Annotated in this window: 13 protein-coding genes; all 13 read left to right on the top strand. The window is 40.9% G+C overall.

All coding sequences use genetic code 11. The annotated features are described in order from the left end of the window. The first annotated feature begins 23 nt into the window (after positions 1 to 23). The 13 genes from HUS26_RS13355 (at position 24) to HUS26_RS13295 (ending at position 21,495) form a co-directional block, all read left to right on the top strand. Entirely contained in the window at positions 24 to 2,957 is a 2,934-nt protein-coding gene (locus HUS26_RS13355; RefSeq protein WP_254434200.1) for an extracellular solute-binding protein, read from the top strand. Beyond that, positions 2,950 to 3,834: a carbohydrate ABC transporter permease gene (locus tag HUS26_RS13350; protein ID WP_173917627.1), complete on the top strand. Its 885-nt coding sequence runs from the start codon at positions 2,950 to 2,952 to the stop codon at positions 3,832 to 3,834. The genes HUS26_RS13355 and HUS26_RS13350 overlap by 8 nt, the downstream gene beginning before the upstream one ends. 29 nt (positions 3,835 to 3,863) lie before the next feature. Further along, a complete protein-coding gene (locus tag HUS26_RS13345; RefSeq protein WP_173917626.1) occupies positions 3,864 to 4,742 on the top strand; it encodes a carbohydrate ABC transporter permease in 879 nt (292 codons plus the stop codon). 19 nt (positions 4,743 to 4,761) lie between these two features. After that, complete coding sequence (locus HUS26_RS13340) at positions 4,762 to 6,783, top strand: YIP1 family protein (RefSeq protein ID WP_173917625.1); 2,022 nt, start codon at positions 4,762 to 4,764, stop codon at positions 6,781 to 6,783. After that, entirely contained in the window at positions 6,776 to 9,043 is a 2,268-nt protein-coding gene (locus tag HUS26_RS13335; RefSeq protein WP_173917624.1) for a DUF5696 domain-containing protein, read from the top strand. Before HUS26_RS13340 ends, HUS26_RS13335 begins: the two co-directional genes overlap by 8 nt. Continuing rightward, positions 9,040 to 9,906: a carbohydrate ABC transporter permease gene (locus HUS26_RS13330; RefSeq protein WP_173917623.1), complete on the top strand. Its 867-nt coding sequence runs from the start codon at positions 9,040 to 9,042 to the stop codon at positions 9,904 to 9,906. The genes HUS26_RS13335 and HUS26_RS13330 overlap by 4 nt, the downstream gene beginning before the upstream one ends. A gap of 14 nt (positions 9,907 to 9,920) precedes the next feature. Next, complete coding sequence (locus HUS26_RS13325) at positions 9,921 to 10,880, top strand: carbohydrate ABC transporter permease (RefSeq protein WP_173917622.1); 960 nt, start codon at positions 9,921 to 9,923, stop codon at positions 10,878 to 10,880. Positions 10,881 to 11,047: 167 nt separating this feature from the next. Next, positions 11,048 to 14,392 (top strand): GH36-type glycosyl hydrolase domain-containing protein, encoded by a 3,345-nt coding sequence (locus HUS26_RS13320; RefSeq protein WP_173918846.1) that lies wholly within the window; start codon positions 11,048 to 11,050, stop codon positions 14,390 to 14,392. A 64-nt stretch (positions 14,393 to 14,456) separates the two neighbouring features. Beyond that, positions 14,457 to 16,871, top strand: coding sequence for a beta-galactosidase (locus tag HUS26_RS13315; protein ID WP_173917621.1), 2,415 nt, complete (start codon positions 14,457 to 14,459; stop codon positions 16,869 to 16,871). A gap of 27 nt (positions 16,872 to 16,898) precedes the next feature. Then, positions 16,899 to 18,362, top strand: coding sequence for a sulfatase (locus HUS26_RS13310; protein WP_173917620.1), 1,464 nt, complete (start codon positions 16,899 to 16,901; stop codon positions 18,360 to 18,362). Positions 18,363 to 18,381: 19 nt separating this feature from the next. Further along, a complete protein-coding gene (locus HUS26_RS13305; protein WP_173917619.1) occupies positions 18,382 to 19,659 on the top strand; it encodes a hypothetical protein in 1,278 nt (425 codons plus the stop codon). Positions 19,660 to 19,726: 67 nt separating this feature from the next. After that, positions 19,727 to 20,530, top strand: a complete 804-nt coding sequence (locus HUS26_RS13300; RefSeq protein ID WP_173917618.1) for an endonuclease/exonuclease/phosphatase family protein — start codon at positions 19,727 to 19,729, stop codon at positions 20,528 to 20,530. Between the two features lie 17 nt (positions 20,531 to 20,547). After that, positions 20,548 to 21,495 carry a formylglycine-generating enzyme family protein gene (locus tag HUS26_RS13295; protein WP_173917617.1) on the top strand — a complete coding sequence of 316 codons (948 nt, stop codon included), beginning with the start codon at positions 20,548 to 20,550 and terminating at the stop codon, positions 21,493 to 21,495. The last annotated feature ends 50 nt before the right edge of the window (positions 21,496 to 21,545 follow it).

Below are 21,545 nucleotides of genomic sequence, written 5' to 3'. Positions count from 1 at the left end.
AAAAAGGCTGAGGAGGTAACATCATGAAATCTAAGGTGCTGTTATGGTCGCTATTGATGCTGTTCTTTATCCCACAAACGGCTGCCCTGGCTAACGGTGAAGACGATGAAGAGAACGTTGTGGAAGAAATTGAAGAACAGAGTTATCACCTCGAACTCAACGAATGGAAAGAAAAAGGTTTAGATAGCATCGCTCAATTCGAGCGTGCTATCTCACCTTCTTCATTTATAGGTATAGATGATAACGAATTATTATCCCCATCGGAGAGCCAAGGTTATGAGGATCGCGTATTCTATTGGCGTAATCAAAAGTCATTAACGGTTGAAGTCGAGGTCGAAGAAGAAGGATTATACGAAATTGGTTTTGATTATTTACCACAAGGTGATTTGATAATGCCAATAGAGGGTGCAATCCAAATCAATGGTGAATATCCATTCTCAGAAAGCAGGCAAATTGTATTTCCGAGTAAATGGAAAAATGAAACAGAAGAATTTGAAACAGATCGTTCAGGAAATGAAATTATTCCAAAACAAGAACCTATTGAACAGTGGTCGCATGTAAAAGCAGAGGATTCCACCTATATGTATAAGCGCCCGCTCCAATTTCATTTGAAAAAAGGGAAAAATACCATCTCTTTACTTAATTTAAGAGGTGAAATGCTGGTTGGGGATGTTTATGTAACCTCACCGGAACAGATTCCTGATTATGAGGACTACGCAGCCAGCCGTAAAGATGCGAAAAAACACAAGGAACTAAAAACCTATGAAGCTGAGCATCCATCAGAGAAAAATAGTTCCTACATAAGACCAGTAGCAACAGAGGATCCCTCTGTCCACCCTTATTCCCAAGACTCTCTCCAATTAAATACTTTAGGGGGGGATTCCTGGAGAGAGCCGGGTCAGACAGTCAGCTGGGAAGTAGAAGCAGAAGAAGCGGGTTTTTATCAATTATCTTTTAAAGCGTTTCAAGAAAATGAATCAAGAGCACCTGTCTACCGAAAGTTATTGATCAATGATCGAGTTCCTTTTAAGGAAATGGAGCAATATCAATTCAAATATAGTAAAGAGTGGTACAACGAGACGTTAAGCAATGAAGAAGGAGAGCCTTACTTCTTTTATCTGGAAGAAGGAAAGAACAAAGTAAGCCTAAAAGCAGATCCTTCTCCACATGGGCGTGTGTTATTTGCCATCGATGAAGTCATGCGTGAAATTGACGAGCTTTCTCTATCGATTCGCAAGTTAGTCGGAAATCAGCAAGGGTCGCGTGACTGGGATATTGAGGAATACATCCCGGGAGTAGAGGAACAATTGCTCGGCATGGCTGAGAAACTTACTAAAGAAGTGGATTATCTCGTTACTTTAAATGATGGACAGGAGTCTACTGAAATAGCTTCATTGAAAATAGCAATTGATAAACTGAAAAATTTAGCGGCTGAACCAGATGAAATTCCAAATAAACTGACACAATTATCGACAGGGTCTAACTCTGCTGCTCAGCTGCTTGGGGACATATCTATGAATTTATCCAAACAGCCGCTTCTGCTTGACCGATTCTATGTACACGGAGATACTTCCATTCCGGATGCAGAGGCTGGTTTTTTAACAAAAGCGAAAGATTCAGTAAGCGGGTTTTTTCGGTCTTTTACAGAGGATAACTTAGCAACTGCTGAGGTGGAGGAAGACACCTTGGAAGTGTGGGTGAATCGCCCGAGACAATATGTGGAATTGCTGCAGAATATCACTGACCAGAATTTCACACCAGAAACAGGCATTAAAGTGAAATACTCTTTAATGCCGGATGAACAAAAACTTGTTTTAGCAAGCGCTGCCGACACGCAGCCTGATCTAGCTTTAGGGATTAGTAACTGGGTTCCCTATGAACTGGCAATTCGAGGAGCAGCCGTTGATTTAAGGCAATTCGAGGATTTCAGCGAAGTAGGCCGGCAGTTTTCACCAGGGGCTTTCCTTCCTTTAGTGATCGAAGATGGAGTCTACGCGCTTCCTGAAACTCAAGACTTCTTTGTGCAATTCTATCGTAAGGACATTATGGAAGAGTTAGATATACCTATACCAAATACATGGGAGGAAGTCACATCGATATTGCCTGAGCTGCAGAGATATGGAATGAACTATTACACCCCATTAGCTCAGGAGTCTGCTTTTAAGCCATTTCAAACGACTTCTCCATTTATCTATCAATTCGGCGGCAGTTTATATGAAGAAGATGGCATCGGTACAACTATTGATGAGGAAAATGCGCTTGAAGGCATTCAATTCATGGCTGATTTAAGTACAATCTACAGTATGCCTCTGCAGGTTCCTAGATTCTATAACCATTTTAGATATTCTACTCTGCCGATTGGTGTTGCCCCGTTTGGTACGTATGTTGAACTTACTACGGCAGCCCCTGAAATCTCTGGGTGGTGGAATATCACTCCACAGCCTGGCATTGAGCAGGAAGATGGAACTGTTGAAAGATGGGCCTCAGGCTCAGGACAAGCTTCTATGATTTTTGATGGAAGTGGCAAGAAAGAAGATTCATGGGAACTGTTGAAATGGTGGATGTCGACAGAGACACAGACTGAATTCGCCGTCAACTTACAAACATTATACGGGCCTGAATATATGTGGAATACGGCCAACCTTCAATCCTTTAAGCAATTGCCGCTGCCGGAAGAACATAAACAAGTGATCGTGGAACAGTGGGAATATTTGAAGGAAGTTCCTAAGACACCTTTCTCCTATATGGTCGAACGTGAGATTAGTAATGTATGGAATAAAGTTGTATTTGATGGAGAAAATGCACGTGCGGCCGTGGATGACAGTGTTATTTTAATTAATCGGGAAATGCGGAGAAAGCTGGAAGAATTCGGATATATGGAAGAGGGAGAAGCGGTTAAACCATACGAAATTCCAACAATCGAAAAGGTAGAAAGGTGGCTGGAAGCTGATGAATAGAAGTCATTTAAGTACATCCATTTTCCTTGCGCCTTATCTATTATTATTTACTACATTTATCATTATTCCGGTAGCGATCGCGGTTGGATTATCCTTTACTTACTTCAATACAATAGAATTTCCGTCCTTCATCGGACTGGCCAACTATGTCAATATCATCACGCAGGATAACACGTTTATGCAGTATGTATTGCCGAATACATTAATGTTTTCCTTAATTGTAGGGCCTGGGGGGTACATCCTCGCATTCATGCTGGCGTGGATGCTAGCGCAGATATCGAAGGGTCCTCGAACCGTTCTCGCCTTGATCCTATTTTCGCCTTCTATGACAGCGGGAGTTGCGATGGCAGTAGTTTGGAAGATTATCTTCAGTGGAGATCAGACAGGTTATCTAAATAACTTGTTAATCTCTATGGGGTTTATCACAGAACCCATTCAGTTCTTGCAGTCACCCGAATACTTAATGGTCATTATGATTCTAGTGACACTTTGGGGGAGCATGGGAGTAGGTTTTCTCGCGATGTTATCTGGTGTGCTGAATATTGATAGAGAAATATATGAAGCAGCCTACATTGACGGGATTCGAAATAGGTTTCAAGAGATTATTTATATTACGATTCCTTCGATGAAGCCGCAAATGCTTTTTGGAGCCGTTATGGCCGTAGTAACGACCTTCCAGGCAGGGGCCATTGGAGTAGAGCTCTCCGGTCAGAACCCCACTCCCCAAAATGCGGGTCAGTTAATTGTCAACCACTTAGAAGATTTCGGGTTCATTCGATATGAAATGGGATATGCTGCTGCATTATCCGTACTGCTGCTCTTATTCATTTATGGTTTTTCAAGAGTAGCTATGAAGCTGTTTGGTGAGAAAGATTAATAGGTTACTAATTTTACAGGGGTGTGAACATGGCATCTTTTCATGGCACGAAAATAAATCCAGATAAGTTCCATAGAAGTCAACTAAAGTTTTACTTATTTCTAATTCCCATGGCTGTATTAATGATGATTCCAATCGTTTATATTTTTTCCCATGCCTTTAAGCCGATCGATGAACTGTTTGCTTATCCACCGAGGTTCTTTGTGCAGAAACCCACGCTTCAGAACTTCTATGATTTGGCGAGTAATACGAATGCAACAGGTGTCCCTATGTCGCGTTATTTATTTAACAGCGTCGTAATCACTGTGATTGTTGTTTTCCTTACGGTACTCATTAGTACCATGGCTGGCTATGTATTTTCAAAGAAAAATTTTAAGTTTAAGAAAACAATTTTTGAAATTAATACACTTGCTTTAATGTTTGTTCCCGCAGCTGTAGTGATTCCTCGATATCTGTTAATTGATGAGGTAGGGCTGCTCGATACTTTTTTTGCTCATATCTTTCCCCTATTAGCGATGCCGGTCGGGTTGTTTTTAGTTAAACAATTTATTGACCAGATACCAGACGAATTAATCGAAGCAGCCAAGATTGATGGCGCGAATGATTTCCATATCTTTTTTAAGATCATTGTTCCATTAGTAAAGCCTGCCATAGCTACTATTTCTATTCTGGCTTTTCAGGCCGTATGGAATAATGCTGAGACATCTACTTTATTTGTCGATGATGAAAATTTGAAGACGTTCGCCTTTTTCATGTCTACTCTAGCTGCAGACACGGGAGGTAATTCAGTCGCTGGCCAAGGAATGGCAGCTGCTGCCTCATTGATTATGTTCGTGCCTAATTTGATTATATTTATCTTTATGCAAAGTAAAGTTATGAACACGATGGCACACTCTGGTATTAAGTAACTTTTAGGAGGGAAGGGAAATGAGGGAATTTTTCATTTTAGTTTTTTGTTTTTGCTTTATTACATTGTTTCCCACACTTTCCTCTGCTTCCGTTTCTGTCCCCTACAAAACAGAAACTTTAACAGCTGATGGAAATGTTATAGAAACACAAGCCGCCTATTCACCAATTGGTTTATTCGGTAAGGGAACAGAGATTGTTAATCCGGAAGATATTTATATTGATCAGAAGGACCAAGTCTATATTGCAGATTCAGGTACTCAAACTGTAACGAAATTTGATGAAGATGGAAATGTATTAAAGAAATATGGTGAAGGTTTATTAAACCAGCCATTAGGTGTTTATGCAGATGAGAATGGAGAAGTATATGTCGCTGATTATGGAAGCGAAAAAGTATTTAAGTTCGAGGAAGACGGGGAGGTCATTCAGGAGTATGGAAGACCGGAATCCCCTTTATTCGGGAAAAAAGCTCCATACAAACCTGAAAAAGTATCTGTAGATAAACGTGGCAATATCTACATTATTGGGGAGAGTGCGACCAATGGCATTATTCAATTAAGCCAGGACGGTACATTCCTAGGATACTATGGAGCAAATACTCTAGCGCCATCACTGGGAACTTTCCTTCAGGATATGATTACAACTCAGCGGCAAAGAGCTAACCTTTTTATGAAAGAGCCTCCTGCTCCAGGAAACATATCAATCGACGATCAAGGTTTAGTTTATACCGTCACTTCCGGAACTACCTGGGAATCTATTCGGAAATTGAATATAGAGGGCGGCAATATATTACCTGCCGACATGACAGAAGAAACCAACCTAGTTGATATAGCTGTCGGTTCCATCGGAAACATTTTCACTGTTGGCAATGATGGGATTATTTATGAATATGACAGTTCCGGCAACCTGCTGTTTTCCTTTGGCGGAAAGACCTCTGAAAACAATCGTCTTGGATTAATGATGCAGCCGTCTAGTATTGAGGTGGACAATGTAGGCAGGATTTATTTAACAGATCGCGAGCAGGGGAACATTCAGATATTTGAACCAACAGAATTTACGACGACTCTCCATCAAGGATTAGCCCTATTTGAAGAAGGTTATTATGTCGAGAGTGAAGAATATTGGAACGAAATTTTAAGATTAAACTCTTCCTTTGGACTGGCCCATACGGCTAAAGGGGAAGCGCTGTATAAGCAGCAGGAATATGATGAAGCCTTAGAAGAATTTAAATTAGCCAACGATAAAGATGGGTATTCGAATGCATTTTGGGAGATTCGCTATCGCTGGATGGAATCAAACTTAGCAGGCGCTTTCCTTCTCATTTTCGCTTTCTTTACGGCTAGATATACAGTGAGATTCATGGATAAGAAGAAGAATATACTGCAGCCCGTAAAAAATACCACAGGTAAAATAAAGCGGAAGAAGCTGGTCGGTGAACTTCTATTCTTAACACGTTTTATTAAGAAGCCGATCGACAGCATCTATTATTTAAAAAACTATGAACAAGTATCTGTTTTGTCTGCTGCTCTATTATATCTGATATTAGTGGTTGAATACTTAATGTCCATTTATTGGACAGGTTTTCTTTTCACAAATCGAGTATTGGAAAATGTAAACATATTTTTTGAAGCAGGAACTGTCTTACTTCCCCTATTCTTATTTATTGTCGTTAATTACTTAGTCAGTACGATCACAGATGGGGAAGGAAAGTTTAGGGATGTATTTATCGGGACAATTTATTCATTAGCCCCGATCATATTATTCATTCTTCCTATTACGCTGATTTCCAATACTCTTACCTTTAATGAAGCGTTCATCTATACATTTTCTCTTCAGATTATTATCGTCTGGTCAATCATCATTTTATTTACCACCATTAAAGAGATTCACGACTTTTCCTTCTGGGGAACGGTGAGAAATATTTTAATTACACTGTTTGGCATGTTTCTTTCCGTATTAGTGTTTTTCGTTCTTTATGTTTTATTTGACCAATTGTACAGCTTTGTGAGCGCGATCATTGAGGAGGTGGTGTTACGTGTCTAAAAAGTGGAGATGGGTGTTACTCGTTATTATTCTGCTTTTTCCTGTTCAGGCTATAGCCAATACGCTGACCAATAGTGAGCCTGATACAAATGTAAAAGAAGAAGAAAAGAAACGTTCAAGTGAAATGCTTCGTTATAAATCAAATCAATTTACCCAGCCAGAGAATGAGGACGGATCTGCAGAAGATAGAACCTTGGCAAAGGGGTATAAACTGGCAGCCGAGAACGAGAATCTGGCCCTCTATGTAGAAGAAGAGTCATTAGCCTTACAAATAGAAAATAAACAAACCGGGTATATTTGGACCTCAGGACTTACCGAAGATAAAGAATACAACTTAAATAATACCTGGCAGGATATGGCTCATTCGGCTGTGACTATTGATTATATTGATGGAGATAAAACTTCTTCTGAAAGTATTCTAACTAACGATTCTGAAGTGTCTTTAACTCAGCAGGACAATGGCTTTTCTGCATCCATCGCCTTTGAAGAATCAGAAATAACGGTTCAGGTGGATGTCATGCTGGATGGTGATTCTATAGAGTTTCATGTACCGCAAAGCGGTATCGAAGAGGGAGAAAGAAAGCTGGCTTCCATGCGGATTTATCCATTTTTAGGTGCTGCTGAAGGCACGGACATGGACGGATATATGTTTATACCAGATGGAAGCGGAGCACTCATGCGCTTTGATGAAAAGCAGATATCGTCCATGTCTCCCTATCGATCAGCTATATATGGAGAGGACGAAGGGTTTAAGAGGAAAGCAGCCGAAGAAGGGGAAGATCGAGTAAACAAAGCTCATAAGATTACACTGCCTGTGTACGGCATGACGAATGGTGTCGATAAGAATGGTTTTGTTGCTATTATCGATGAAGGAAAAACATTTGCTGATATCATTGCCTATCCATCTGGTATCTCCACTGATTTTCATTGGATAACGGCTCAATATAATTACCGCTATCAATATTATCAGCCAACTAGTCAAAATATGAGCGGCTACAATGTTTATCAGGAAGAAATGAATGAATTTGATATCACAGAACGGATTACATTCCTAAAGGACGAAGCTGCTAACTATGTTGGCATGGCCCATGCCTATCAGGAATATTTGCTTGAAAATGAAATGTTGACAGCAGGAGAAGATCAAGTGGATATCCGTTTGGAGTTTTTAGGCGGTGAAGTGAAAAGCGGTCTGCTGAGAGACTCTGTGCAGGCGATGACTAAAATAACGGACTTGCCTGACTATGTTGAGCGCTTAAAGAAGCAAAATGTTGAAAATATGCATGTCGTATACCGTGGCTGGACGGAAGGTGGATATACAGGAACGCTGCCGGTGAAATTCCCGTTTGAAAGTAAGTTAGGAAGTAACGGGGAATTTGAAGAGGTGAATGATTACTTTAAAGACAGCGATACTCATTTATATTATTACACCGATTATACAAAAGCTTATGATGGGGCATCGGGCTTCTCCGGGCGGACAGACGTAGCGAGAAAAATTAATTCGGAGACGATAACCGGCCAGCGTGATGAATCAAACTATTATTACTTAAGTCCGGCAAAGTCTTTAGAAATTGCCAGGGAAGATAGTAATAAGTATAAGGAACATGAAATTTCAAATCTAGCAGTGGATTCGAGTTCAAATCTATTATTCTCTGATTTTAATAGTGAATCTCCGAGACCTGAAGTGATTGAAGTCTATCAAGAATTGTTCAATGAATTGCAGAACAGTGTCGATTCACTGTCCTTATATCAACCAAATGATTACATGTTATCTGAGACCGATCGTTACTTGGAGATACCAATGTACTCTTCTAATTACAGCTTTGTATCTGATACGGTACCTTTTTTACAAATTGTACTCAAAGGTTATGTTCCTTACTACGCTTCCTTTTCCAATTTTCATAATAGCCCAGATGACGAGGTTCTTCGAATGATAGAGTATGGGGCTTATCCATCGTTTTACTTGACGACAGAGCCTTCGCACGAATTGATGCATACCCCATCAGAGGATCTTTATACCTCTCAGTTCGATAATTGGGAAAGCGAAATCATTGAACAATATGAAATGGCAGAGCAAAGCTTAGGAGAAGTGGAAGGAGAAACGATCACTTATCGACATGTGCATGAGTCGGACATTGTAGAGGTCGGTTACTCTAATGGAAAAGCCATAGTGGTTAATTATAGAAATGAAGCAGTCAATATAGACGGGGCCGAAGTGGAAGCTAAAGGATATAAGGTGATCGACCGGGGGGATCAGTCATGAGGCAAATGTCGCTGAAGAATAAAAAAAGCTTAATAGGTGTGACATTTTTATCTCCTTGGATCATTGGCTTTCTTGTTTTTACGGCTTTTCCGTTATTTTATTCCCTCTACTTAAGTTTTCAGAAAGTGAAAATCACGCCAAGTGGTATTCAAACTGAATTTATTAGGTTTGAAAATTATGTGTATGCCTTCACTGTTGATACACAGTTCACTCAGGTGCTGCTTAGATTCTTACGTGAACTTATAATTTCGACGCCGATTATCATTGTGTTTTCTTTAATTATTGCCTTGTTACTCAACCAGCCCATTCGGATGAAAGGTTTTTTTCGGACAATTTTCTTTCTTCCTGTAATTATAGCCAGCGGTCCTGTAATCACTGATTTAATGGCACAAGACGTTACTTCTATTCCTTCAATTGAGGAATATGCTATTTTTGCAGCTTTTCTATCGAATACAGATGGGATATTAAACACCATTCTGACGTACTTAATGGATAACTTGATAATTATTTTATGGTATTCAGGAGTGCAAATATTAATCTTCTTAGCTGCGTTACAAAAAACAGACAGGCAAATATATGAAGCTGCCAAAATTGACGGTGCATCCAATTGGGAATGTTTTTGGAAAGTAACCTTACCCACCCTGTACCCAATGATTATCGTTAATTTAATTTATACGATTGTCACTTATTCAATTTTCGCTTTGAATCCAGTAGTCGAGCACATTCAAGGCAACATGTTCGAAATCTCCACAGGATTTGGTTACGCTTCCGCGCTGTCGTGGATGTACTTTCTTGTCATAACGCTTGTCTTAGCTGTCAGTGTAGGGTTTATGGCAGTGAGAGGTAATAAAAAGTACCGTTAAAGGAAGGATTAATTATGCTGGATACTAAGCTGTCTCACGTTCAAAAAAGAAAGGTAAGTAATTACTTTTCTAAAGTAAAAAGCTTTCTGTTAGGAGTGCAGGGAAATGCTGGCTTTCTGTTCAAGTTTGGTGTATACGGTCTATTAATCGTCATTGGGTTTGTCTACTTATTTCCAATTATTTATATGAGCTCATATAGTTTTAAGTCACTTGAAGACCTTCTGAACCCCTTGATCAGCTGGATTCCTTCCTCTTTTTATGTGGAAAATTATCAGGTAGCGTATAATGTCTTAAATTTGTTTCCCACTCTGATGGAAACATTGTATGTGACCGTAGTCCCATCGCTTGCTCAAACAGCGGTTGCTGCTGTTATTGGCTATGGTTTTGCCAGATTTAATTTCCCTTTTAAGAAAGTTTTGTTTGGATTAGTGTTAATTACATTTATAATACCTCCTCAGGTGCTCCTAATCCCGAGGTATGTATTTTTTAACGAAATGGAACTTATAGGCAGTATTCTATCGTTCTTACTTCCTGCTATGTTCGGGCAAGGTCTTAATAGCGCGATCTTTATTCTGATTTTCTATCAATTTTTTAGAATGATGCCTAAAGCTCTGGAAGAAGCAGCCCATTTGGATGGGGCAGGGAATTTTCGGATATTTATAACAATTGCTATCCCAATGGCTGTGCCGGCCATTATCATTTCCTTTCTGTTTTCATTTGTGTGGTATTGGAATGAAACAGCACTCGCCAGTCTTTATTTTGGTAATGAGCTTACTACATTGCCGATAGAGCTAGGAAAGTTTAATGCCACCTTTGATCAGCTTTATACCGGTGATACAGAGGCAAGTAACATTAATGAAGGGATTAGCATGGCAGGAACGATGCTATCCATTCTCCCATTACTCATTGTTTATTTCTTTACACAGCGCTGGTTTGTTGAAGGCGTTGATCGTTCCGGTATTACTGGCGAATAAAAATCATTTCTGCTTTGTTAGTGCGCTGCATCGATATTCGAAACGTATGTAACACTATTAGCAGAAATAAAATTCGCTTTTAATTTTTTTGTGGTTAATTGAAACGTTTCAATGTAAAAGCAGGTTTTAATATCATCATCGAATTATTGGAGGAATGTGAAGTGGTAATGACGAAAGAGTCAACGATTAAATTAACAGCAGGAGAGTATAGTTTTTCATTTTTAACAAGTGGAGATATTTTAGAAGCCAATTACAAGTCAATCATGATTAATCAATTAATATCAAATCCTGTCGATGGATCACTAAATAACCTTTACTTAAGAGTGCATCGTGAAAATGAAATTGAGGCCTATCCGCTGCTCGGTGTACGTTCACGCAGCGAAGCAGTATTCAGTGATAAACATGTAACCTGGATAGGGATTATAGAAGATATTAAATATGAAGTAACCTTTCACTTGAGCGAGCAAGGGGTTTGGTTTTGGGAAATCAATGTAGAAGGTCAGGAATCGGAAATAGATATTATTTATGGACAGGATATCGGAATAGCGGACAAAGGGGGGCTGAGAAATAATGAAGCATACATATCTCAATATATTGACCATCAAATTTTTGAAAGTGATGAAAAAGGATATATGGTTTGTTCACGCCAGAACCAGCAGCAATCAACCGGATTTCCATATTTGCAGCAGGGCTCACTGACTAAATCAATCGGCTATTCGACTGACGGTTTTCAATTTTTTGGCCAATCGTATAAAGAAACAGATTTCCTGGCTGTACTAAATGAGAGCACACTTGCCAATGAAGTGTACCAATATGAGTTTGCTTATACGGCTCTGCAATCAGAGAAAGTAAATCTCGGTGGAAAAAGTCAGTTTATCTTCTATGGGTATTTTAAAGAGAACCATGAAAATGCCGTCACCGAGCCGGTTCCAAAGGAGGTCATTAGTGAAGCTTGGGAGCAGTTAGAAGCAAAGGAATATCCAGATGCAGAACCAATCGATAAGGTGGAAAAAGCTTCTGATATCGGGGAAGTTTTAACCGGGGAATCTTTGACAATCGATGAGATTAATCAATATTTTCCTAATCGTCATCAAGAGGAGTGGGATGGGAATACACTGCTTTCCTTCTTCACGGACAGCTATGAACATGTTGTCTTAAAAGAAAAAGAAATTCAACTGGAGCGCCCGCACGGTCACATTATTATGTCTGGACAAAATGATAGGTTGAAGGAAGATACGATCACTTCCACTTCATGGATGTATGGTATTTTCAATGCCCAGCTTGTTGTGGGGAATACAAATTTCAATAAGCTGCTTACCAATGCAAGAAATGCACTCAATGTGTTAAAGACATCGGGACAGCGGCTCTATGTGGAAATAGACGGTGTATATCAATTGCTGACCATGCCTTCTTTATATGAAATGGGATTCAATTACGCCCGCTGGTATTACAAAACAGAAAACGAGACATTTGTAATCACAAGCTATACGACTGTAGATACACCTGAAGTCCGGCTGAACGTAAAGGCTGAAAGCGGAAAAAAATATCGCTTTTTAATGACTAATCAAGTCGTCATGCATCCTAATGAATATGAAGTACCTTATCAAGTAAGTCGAGATGGACAGATGCTTACCATTACAGCAGATAAATCATCAATGAATGCAGGGATTTACCCGAATTTAACCTATAACATTCAGATGGACGGAGCCGCTTTTGAATTATTAGATGAGCAGAAGCTTGCAGCCAATGTTAAATCGGGGGCCGCGTCTCTTGTTGTCTGCGAACTGGAGGCTTCAAGTGATTGGGGAATCACTATTCAGGGGCTGCTTCACGGAGGAGAGCGTTTAATTGAGCAGCGCTCGGCTGTCACTGAAATTGAACGATACCGAAGATATTATCGACAGGTTATGAACGGATTTCGTCTTTCCCATAAAGGTACGGCAACAGAAGAGTTGAATAAAGTGAATGCCTTGGCCTGGTGGTACACCCACAATATGCTTGTACACTTCTCTGTGCCTCATGGTCTCGAACAATACAGTGGAGCTGCTTGGGGAACACGCGATGTTTGCCAGGGACCAACGGAATATTTTATGGCTACCCAAAATTACGAATCTGTAAAAGAAATCATAAAAACGGTATATACACATCAGTTTGAAGAAGACGGCAGCTGGCCGCAATGGTTCATGTTTGATAAATATGCCCATATTCAGGCAGGGGAAAGTCATGGAGATGTTATTGTCTGGCCGCTGAAGGCATTAAGTGATTATCTGGCCGCAACGAAAGATTATCAAATTCTTGATGAAAAAGTTCCTTACAGCAGACGGGATCAAGGGTTTGCCCTGACGGAAGAAACCGTAACTATCTTTGAGCATGCAAAAAAAGAAATCAACTATATTAAGGAGAACTTTTTACATGATACGTTTCTATCCTCCTATGGAGATGGAGATTGGGATGATACATTACAGCCGGCAAATGACCAATTGAAGCAATATATGGTGAGCAGCTGGACAGTAGCGTTAACTTATCAAGTTACTGCTAAGCTGTCTGAAGTTCTGGAGGATTTCAATCACCAGGATTCCGCTGAATTAGCAGCACTTGCTTCCGGAATTGAACAGGACTTTAAAAAATATATGCTGCAAACGGACGTCCTTCCTGGTTTCGTTTATATGGAACAGCCAGGTGAAGCGGAAATGATGCTTCATCCTGAAGACACTAAAACAGGGATCGATTATCGTTTACTGCCGATGCAGCGGGGGATTATCAGTGAGTTGCTTACAGAAGAGCAGGCAGAAAAACACTATCAATTAATAAAAGAAAAATTGTATTGCCCTGATGGTGTACGCTTGATGAATCGGCCAGCCAATTATTTCGGCGGTGTAAGCACTCATTTCAAACGTGCAGAGCAGGCGTCTAATTTTGGTCGGGAAATCGGCTTGCAATATGTTCATGCCCATATCCGTTTCGTCGAAGCAATGGCGAAGCTCGGAAAAGAAGAAGAAGTCTGGAAAGGCTTGCAAATGATTAACCCAATCGGAATCCAGGAGGTCGTACCGAATGCAGAAATAAGACAAAGCAATGCCTACTTCAGCAGTTCTGATGGGAAGTTTAACACCCGTTATGAAGCTGAAGAAAACTTTGAAAAGTTACGTGATGGCTCGGTACCAGTTAAAGGCGGCTGGCGAATCTATTCCAGCGGTCCTGGAATCTACATGAATCAGTTAATTTCCAATTGTCTGGGCATCCGTCAAGAGGGCGGGGATCTGGTAATTGACCCAGTCCTTCCAAACATCTTTAACGGCTTGTCGTTTGATTATGAATTTAATAAGAAGCCAGTTACGTTTGTCTATCATCTGGGGCACGAAGAAAAAAATGTCGTTATCAATGGGGAGACAATTGAAAGCTTTGATTTGGCGAAGAACGCTTATCGTGAAGGCGGGATTAAAGTCAGCCGAAAGGAAGCAGAAAAGTGGTTGAACGAGGAAGAAAACGTGATTGAAATTTATATTCCCTAATTACTAGGACCATCCCCTGACTCTTTGTAGGGGGCGGCCCTATTTAAAAAAAGGAGAGCAGCAAATGATCGAGATCGTGAACAAGCAGATTATCATTGACGGGAAACCACAAATCATTATGTGTGGTGAAATCCATTATTTTCGTCTTAATCGATCGGAATGGCAGGATCGCATTGATAAGCTGAAAGATGCAGGGTGTAATGCTGTGGCGTCCTATGTACCATGGCTTTGTCATGAAGAAGTGGAAAATAACATTGATTTAGAGGGGAAGACAAGACCTGAGCTGGATTTAGCAGGGTTTATCGATCTTTGTGCAGAAAATGGCCTTTACTTTTTCTTGCGTCCCGGTCCATTTATTATGGCGGAGATGAAAAATGAAGGAATTCCTTACTGGGTGATTGAAAAGCACCCTGAAATAATCCCGATTACATGGGACGGTAAGAAAACGCTCGCCAAAACACTCGATTATATGGCCCCTGAATTTTTAAAAGAAACAAAGAAATGGTATGCAGCTGTCATGGATATAACAGTACCCAGACTGCAAACTAACGGCGGGAACATTCTAGGAATACAGCTTGATAATGAAGTGGGGATGCTTTCCTGGGTAAGTAATTGCCCTGACTTAACAGACAATGTGCTTCAAGATTTCGTGGTCTGGTTAAAAGACCGCTATGACAAAATGTCATTAATGGAACGTTATCCATTTGCACTGGATCATTCCTCCGAATGTCATAAATCCATCCGTTCTCCAAAAGAAAGTTATGTTACAAAACTTCACTGGGATCTTGGTTATTATATGCGAGCCCGATTTGCTAAATACATCGCTGAATTAAGGCAATATGCGGAAGAATTCGGTGTGAAAGACGTGCCTTTTATTGTAAATATTCATGGGACAGGCGGCGGACGAGGCTTTACGTACCCAATCGGGATCAGCCAGTTGTATGAATCATACACCCAAGCACCCGGCTATTTATCAGGATCGGATATTTATTTTGGAGATTTAGATATGCAGTCCTTTCAGGATCTCTACTTAATAAATGGCTTTATGGATGCTGTTCACCTCCCGGATCAGCCGTTGACCTCGGTGGAATTTAATTGTGGGGATGGAAATTTTGGCAATAATTTCAGTGGTCGTTTGGATCCTTCAGCAGCTGATTTTAAAGCAAGAATGTGTATCGCCCAAGGAAATCGTCTCATTAATTATTATTTAATGACAGGTGGTAGAAATTATCGTCTAAGTGAAAGACGCGGTGATGGTAATGATAGAATTGCTTCCACCGGCGAGCGGCACGGTTTTGCGGCCCCTATCAGTCCAGAAGGTGAGTTGAATTATACGTTTTTGAGAATGGCACGCTCCATTAAAACTTTAATGGCTGTTTCCGATAAGCTGGCGGTCATGGAAGAAGAAAGAGATAACGTCTCTTTTGCTTTTATACCTGATTACTATATGACGGAGTCCTGCTATCCAGGCAGCAGTAAGATGAGAGAGATTTATCAAAATCTAGAGGCTAACCGTTCAACTGCATCGTGGGAAAACATGGCTCGGGCCATGCTTCTGGCTGGCTATAGATATGGTTCTGTTGATATTCAGAACAAGCCTCTTGATCCAGTAAAGACCCCTGTTTTAGCTGTCCCATCAGCCCTTTATATGGCCGAGGATATTCAAGAAAAATTAGTCGTTTACTTAACAAATGGAGGCAGTGTGCTTTTATATGGAGAGCTGCCTGCCTACGATATGGAAGGTCATCCTTGTGATCTTCTGGCAAATTCTATGGGAGTGCAGGCAGCTGGAATGCGGCTTGCAGATCAGGACTTTGATTTATCCGTATATGGAGACAGGTGGGCTGAAGGACGAGCGGAAACCCGTGTGCATAAAGCTCAAGTCTTTGAAATGTTCCAGCAAGGGGACCCTATCTTTAAAGTATATGGAACAGATGAACCCTGCGGCTTTGATACTAAAGTGGGGAAAGGAAGAGCTATCGTAATAGCGGCACCTTATCCTTGCGACATCAACCTATTTGAACAGGCATTAGAGAAGCTGGGCGCTAAGGCGGGATTGACCAATGATAGTAAATATCACGGCGTCTTTATGACTTCCACCGCTTCAAAACAGGAAGAAAGATTTATTCACATTCTTAATTTGGACGGCTTTGATAAAGAGATGCACATCTATGAAAATGGAAAAAAACTATTAGAAGGCAGGAAGCTTGAGCTGCAATCGAAAGAAGGATTAATGCTTCCCATTAATATAGTTTTTGGAGATGTAAAAATTCAATATTCTACTGCAGAGGTCATTAATGTTCATACAGATGCCATTGATTTCCGCCTAACTCAACCAGAAGATGTTATCGCGTTAAGGACAGACCGTAAAGTAATTCCAAATGATAGTTATATTGTCCAGCAAAGTGGGGATGTGACTTATTTGCTGTCAAGAAAACACGCAAAAGTAGACGATCAATTAACTGTAAACTTTCAATAACTGTTAAATAAAGAAAGGAAGATCTAAATGAAAATCCTTTATATTGATATTGATTCCTTACGTCCTGATCACCTTGGAACTTACGGATACCATCGCCATACGTCCCCTAACATAGACAGTATTGCTGAAAAAGGTGTAAAGTTTACAAATTATTATGCTTCTGACGCACCGTGTGCTCCATCAAGGAATGCCTTATTTAACTCCAGGTTCGGCATCCACACCGGGTCGATTAACCATGGGGGGTTAGATGCGGATGTACGGCCAATCGGGGCAGACCGGCCATTCAATCATCACCATAGTCTATATCAAGCATGGGTAGAAGAGCTTCGTTTTAAAGGTCATCATACGGCTATGATCAGTCCCTTCCCTGGCCGGCACGCAAAATGGAACGTATTAGAAGGGTTTCTCGAAATGCATGATACTGGCAAGCATGCTGGAGAAACAGCAGGCGACGTTTCAGCAGAAGCCTTACGTTGGATTAAAGGACGAGGTACGGAGAAAGAAGATTGGTTTCTATACCTTAATTTTTGGGATCCTCATACTCCTTACCGAACGCCTGAGGATTATGGCAATCCATTTGAAGATGATCCAGCTCCACAATGGCTGACAGATGAAATCATAGCACAGCATCGGGAAAGTTACGGGCCGATGAGTGCAAGAGAAATACCGGAAAGAAACCAGTGGCCTAATTTGCCGCAGGAAATAGCTTCTGTAGAAGATTTTAAGAGATGGATCGATGGGTATGATACGGCTATAAGACATGTAGATGACCACATCGGATTACTTCTTGAAGCATTAAGAGAAGAAGGAATGCTGGAAGAGACAACAATTATCATATCGGCGGATCATGGCGAGAATCAGGGGGAACTGAATGTGTATGGCGATCACCAGACCGCTGATCATATTACAAGCCGAATCCCGCTGATCATGTCAGGGCCGGATTTAAAAAAAGGATACGTTGATGAAGATTTTCATTATCAAATTGATCTTGGACCGACTTTAACAGAATTAGTTGGAGGTGAACAGAGGGAGCGCTGGGATGGAACTAGTTTTCTGCCTGCAGTTACAAAGGGAGAAGAATGCGGCCGTCCGTATCTAGTGGTAAGCCAGGCAGCTTGGAGCTGTCAGCGTGGGGTTCGTTTTGATAACTGGATGTTAATCAGAACGTATCACGATGGGCTGAAGGATTTCCCTGACTTGATGTTATTTGATATTGAAAGAGACCCTCATGAAACGACGAATCTAGTAAACGAAAAACCGGAGGTCGTCGGAAAAGGACTCAGGTTGTTAGACGAGTGGGTTGCTGAGCAGATGGTATCTTCTGATTCTCCTACCGATCCAATGTGGAATGTAATTCAGGAAGGCGGCCCATTTCATACAAGAGGGGATTATCAGGGCTATGCCGAAAAACTCCGCAGGGGAGGGCGGAATGAAGCCGCCGACCGCTTGGAAGCACGTCATCAAAAATTTCACAAGATTTATAATCAATAACGGTAAGGGAGAGTTTTTTTTGCTTCAAACAACAGAGCTCTATAATAAATTACCCATTCATATCAAGGATTTTTTTGATCGTCAGTATGAAGCTTCCTATCGTTTGCTGGATGCGTCTCGTCATCCCGAGACTGGTTTATATGCAGATAGCTACAAGACCTTCGAGGAAAATCCAGAACAAAAATGTTCCATTGCAGCTACTGGAGTGGGGCTGATCGGTCTTTGTACAGCTGATATGGAAGGCTGGGAGACGGATGCAGCAGAGAAGGTAATGGTTACCTTAAATACGGTCCTCGGTAAAAATGAAAGGTGCCAGCCGGCACGTGATGAAACAACCGGCTTTTTTGCTCACTTTGTCGATATGAAAACAGGAAAAAACTTACAATCTGAAATATCGACGATTGATACTTCCTTATTGGTAGCCGGTGCTCTATTTGCAGGTCAGCATTTTAGAGAAACTTATCCTCGGATAAAAGACAACGCCTATGAGCTGTTACGAGAGATTGACTGGAATGTCGTTGCAGCTGATAAAGACAACGGCTCGATTAATATGGTCGTAAAAGATGGAGAAGGAGTTATGCCGCTTCCCGCCTATAATGAATATGTATTAGTTGCCCGCCTGGCCCTGCTGGGACAACCGGAAAATGAAGAGATTCAAGACTTGTGGCACCAAAACTTTTCGGAAAAGAAGATGGAAGAATTACCCCAAGTCCACTACCGGGATATTCCCGTACTTACCGATACCAATGGAAAACATGGTCAAGAATCATTTCTATCTTCATTTGTTCACCAATTTCCCTTTTATCTTGTGCCTGAATATGCCGAAAGCCCAGTATACCGGGAATTTTATAAAAATGCCTGCTTGGCCGATCAGTTAAAATGGAAAGAACTTGAGGATGTCCCTTCTTATGTGTGGGGGTATGGAGCTGGCCCAAATGATGGGCTGCACGGGGGTTACCATGCGGACCAAATTAACAATTCCCCGGGGGATATAGCCTCGGCCTATATTGTGGCCGGATTTTTACCTGTTAACCCTTCTGGTATCTATGATTTATACGCTTTGTATCACCTTCATCTTCCATTTGATACCTATGAAAATAGTAAGGATAAAGAAGATGAAAGAAAGCTTAAGGCTGCTTATCGATATGGATTGCATCGTTACTCATGGTGGCATTTAGAACTGCCGAACCGATGGTATCCAACTAAGGTTACTTTAATTGACTGGAGCTCAATGCTTTACGGATTGACCGCTTATAAACGCGGCATGTCCTTTTTTACAGACCGCCTTGTACGATAAAAGATTGAAAGGATCAACTACTTGAATAGTTGGTCCTTTTAATCATTACAGAAAGAAGGTGTGAAATATGAATTTTGTAATTGGCACATTCAATTTAAGGGTGGATCTTCCTCAGGATGGAGAGAATTCCTGGCAGAATAGAGCGGGAAAAGTATCAGAAATCATACATGCGCATCAGCCTCTCGTTTTCGGAGCCCAGGAAGCTTTGATACACATGATAAGAGATTTAGAAGCAGACCTGCCTGATTACCAGTGGTTTGGGGAAGGAAGAAAAGGGGGAATGGCCGATGAATTCTGCCCCGTTTTTTATAACGTTAAACAACTCGATTGTGTAAAATGGGGCCAGTTTTGGCTGTCAGAACAACCCAATGTGCCGGGCAGTATTAGCTGGAAAAGTGATTTTCCCAGAATATGTACATGGGGACACTTTCGCTTTAAACAGGAGTCTTTTAAGGAATTTGTGGTTTATAACACTCACCTTGATCATGTAAGCTCATTAGCAAGAGAGAATGGCATATCATTGATTGGGGAGAAACTTAGCAGCCATTATTTAAATAACAAAATACCGGCCCTATTAATTGGAGACTTAAATAGCAAACCAAGTGATAAAGTTATTAAGTTTTTACGCGGGATCTTATCACTGAATGGATTAACAGTTGACTTGAAGGACGCATACAAAGGGATTGACAGACAGCCAGGGCGCACATTTCATAAATTTGAGGGGGGTACGGCAGGAGAGCCAATTGATTATATTTTCTGTACGAAAGAATTTGAGATTATAAATACAAAGATTGATAGAAGTTCTATTAAAGGCAGTTACCCGTCAGATCATTACCCACTAATGACTACGGTAGCAGTAAAAAGCTTATAGAAGGGGAGGCTATCATGATGGAAAAACGTGCTTGCTGCCAAGCCAGCAGATCCGATCTTCATAATAGAAAAAAAGTAAGCCCAGCTGAAAAGGTTAAGTCTGCAGAAAAGAATATTAGATTTAAAGAAAGAATGGTTTACTTGCCTGGGGGAGAATTCTTAATGGGAACGAATAACGAAGAAGGTTTTCCTTTTGATGGAGAAGGCCCTGTACGAAGAGTGAAAGTTGAGCCGTTTTACATAGATGCTCACACAGTAAGCAATGCGGACTTTAGGGAATTTGTAAAAGACACTGGCTATAAGACTGAGGCCGAGCAGTTTGGCTGGTCGTTTATTTTCTACAAGTTTATTTCTTCCAACACTAATCAAAAGGTCCAGCAATTGCCTAATACCCCGTGGTGGCTGGCAGTTGAAGGAGCATATTGGTACCAGCCGGAAGGTCCTCGTTCGACTGTAGACGACCGGCTGGATCACCCAGTGATTCACGTATCATGGAATGATGCTGCAGCTTTTTGCGAATGGGCAGGTAAAAGGCTGCCTACTGAAGCGGAATGGGAATATGCCGCTCGTGGAGGCCTTGAGCAGAAAAAATATCCATGGGGAGATGAACTAATGCCAAACGGAGAACATTTCTGTAACATTTGGCAGGGAGATTTTCCAAGCGAAAACACACTTGAGGATGGGTATTTAGGTACAGCACCTGTTCAATCTTTTCCACAAAACGGTTATGGGCTTTATCATATGGCAGGTAACGTTTGGGAATGGTGTGCTGATTGGTTTACTAATACACCTGAAAGAAAAATTGATACAAAACGATTAAACAGCCAGTCGTCCAAAGTAATGCGAGGAGGATCTTATCTATGCCATCGCTCCTATTGCAATCGCTATCGAGTAGCAGCACGCAGCTCCAATACGATGGACAGTTCAACCGGAAATATGGGGTTCCGCTGTGTGGCGGATATATAAACAGATTTCTTTTCTTTCTTCAGGTAATTTGCAATAATTTCTAATACATC

The sequence above is a fragment of the Halobacillus sp. Marseille-Q1614 genome (genome assembly GCF_902809865.1).
Taxonomy (GTDB): Bacteria; Bacillota; Bacilli; order Bacillales; family Halobacillaceae; genus Halobacillus_A.
This window is presented reverse-complemented; position numbering and strand designations above follow the sequence as displayed.

Bases quoted from the DNA above. Each gene is read 5' to 3' on its own strand.
- HUS26_RS13355 (WP_254434200.1), top strand. From the start codon at position 24: ATGAAATCTAAGGTGCTGTTATGGTCGCTATTGATGCTGTTCTTTATC.
- HUS26_RS13350 (WP_173917627.1), top strand. From the start codon at position 2,950: ATGAATAGAAGTCATTTAAGTACATCCATTTTCCTTGCGCCTTATCTA.
- HUS26_RS13345 (WP_173917626.1), top strand. From the start codon at position 3,864: ATGGCATCTTTTCATGGCACGAAAATAAATCCAGATAAGTTCCATAGA.
- HUS26_RS13340 (WP_173917625.1), top strand. From the start codon at position 4,762: ATGAGGGAATTTTTCATTTTAGTTTTTTGTTTTTGCTTTATTACATTG.
- HUS26_RS13330 (WP_173917623.1), top strand. From the start codon at position 9,040: ATGAGGCAAATGTCGCTGAAGAATAAAAAAAGCTTAATAGGTGTGACA.
- HUS26_RS13325 (WP_173917622.1), top strand. From the start codon at position 9,921: ATGCTGGATACTAAGCTGTCTCACGTTCAAAAAAGAAAGGTAAGTAAT.
- HUS26_RS13320 (WP_173918846.1), top strand. From the start codon at position 11,048: ATGACGAAAGAGTCAACGATTAAATTAACAGCAGGAGAGTATAGTTTT.
- HUS26_RS13315 (WP_173917621.1), top strand. From the start codon at position 14,457: ATGATCGAGATCGTGAACAAGCAGATTATCATTGACGGGAAACCACAA.
- HUS26_RS13310 (WP_173917620.1), top strand. From the start codon at position 16,899: ATGAAAATCCTTTATATTGATATTGATTCCTTACGTCCTGATCACCTT.
- HUS26_RS13300 (WP_173917618.1), top strand. From the start codon at position 19,727: ATGAATTTTGTAATTGGCACATTCAATTTAAGGGTGGATCTTCCTCAG.
- HUS26_RS13295 (WP_173917617.1), top strand. From the start codon at position 20,548: ATGGAAAAACGTGCTTGCTGCCAAGCCAGCAGATCCGATCTTCATAAT.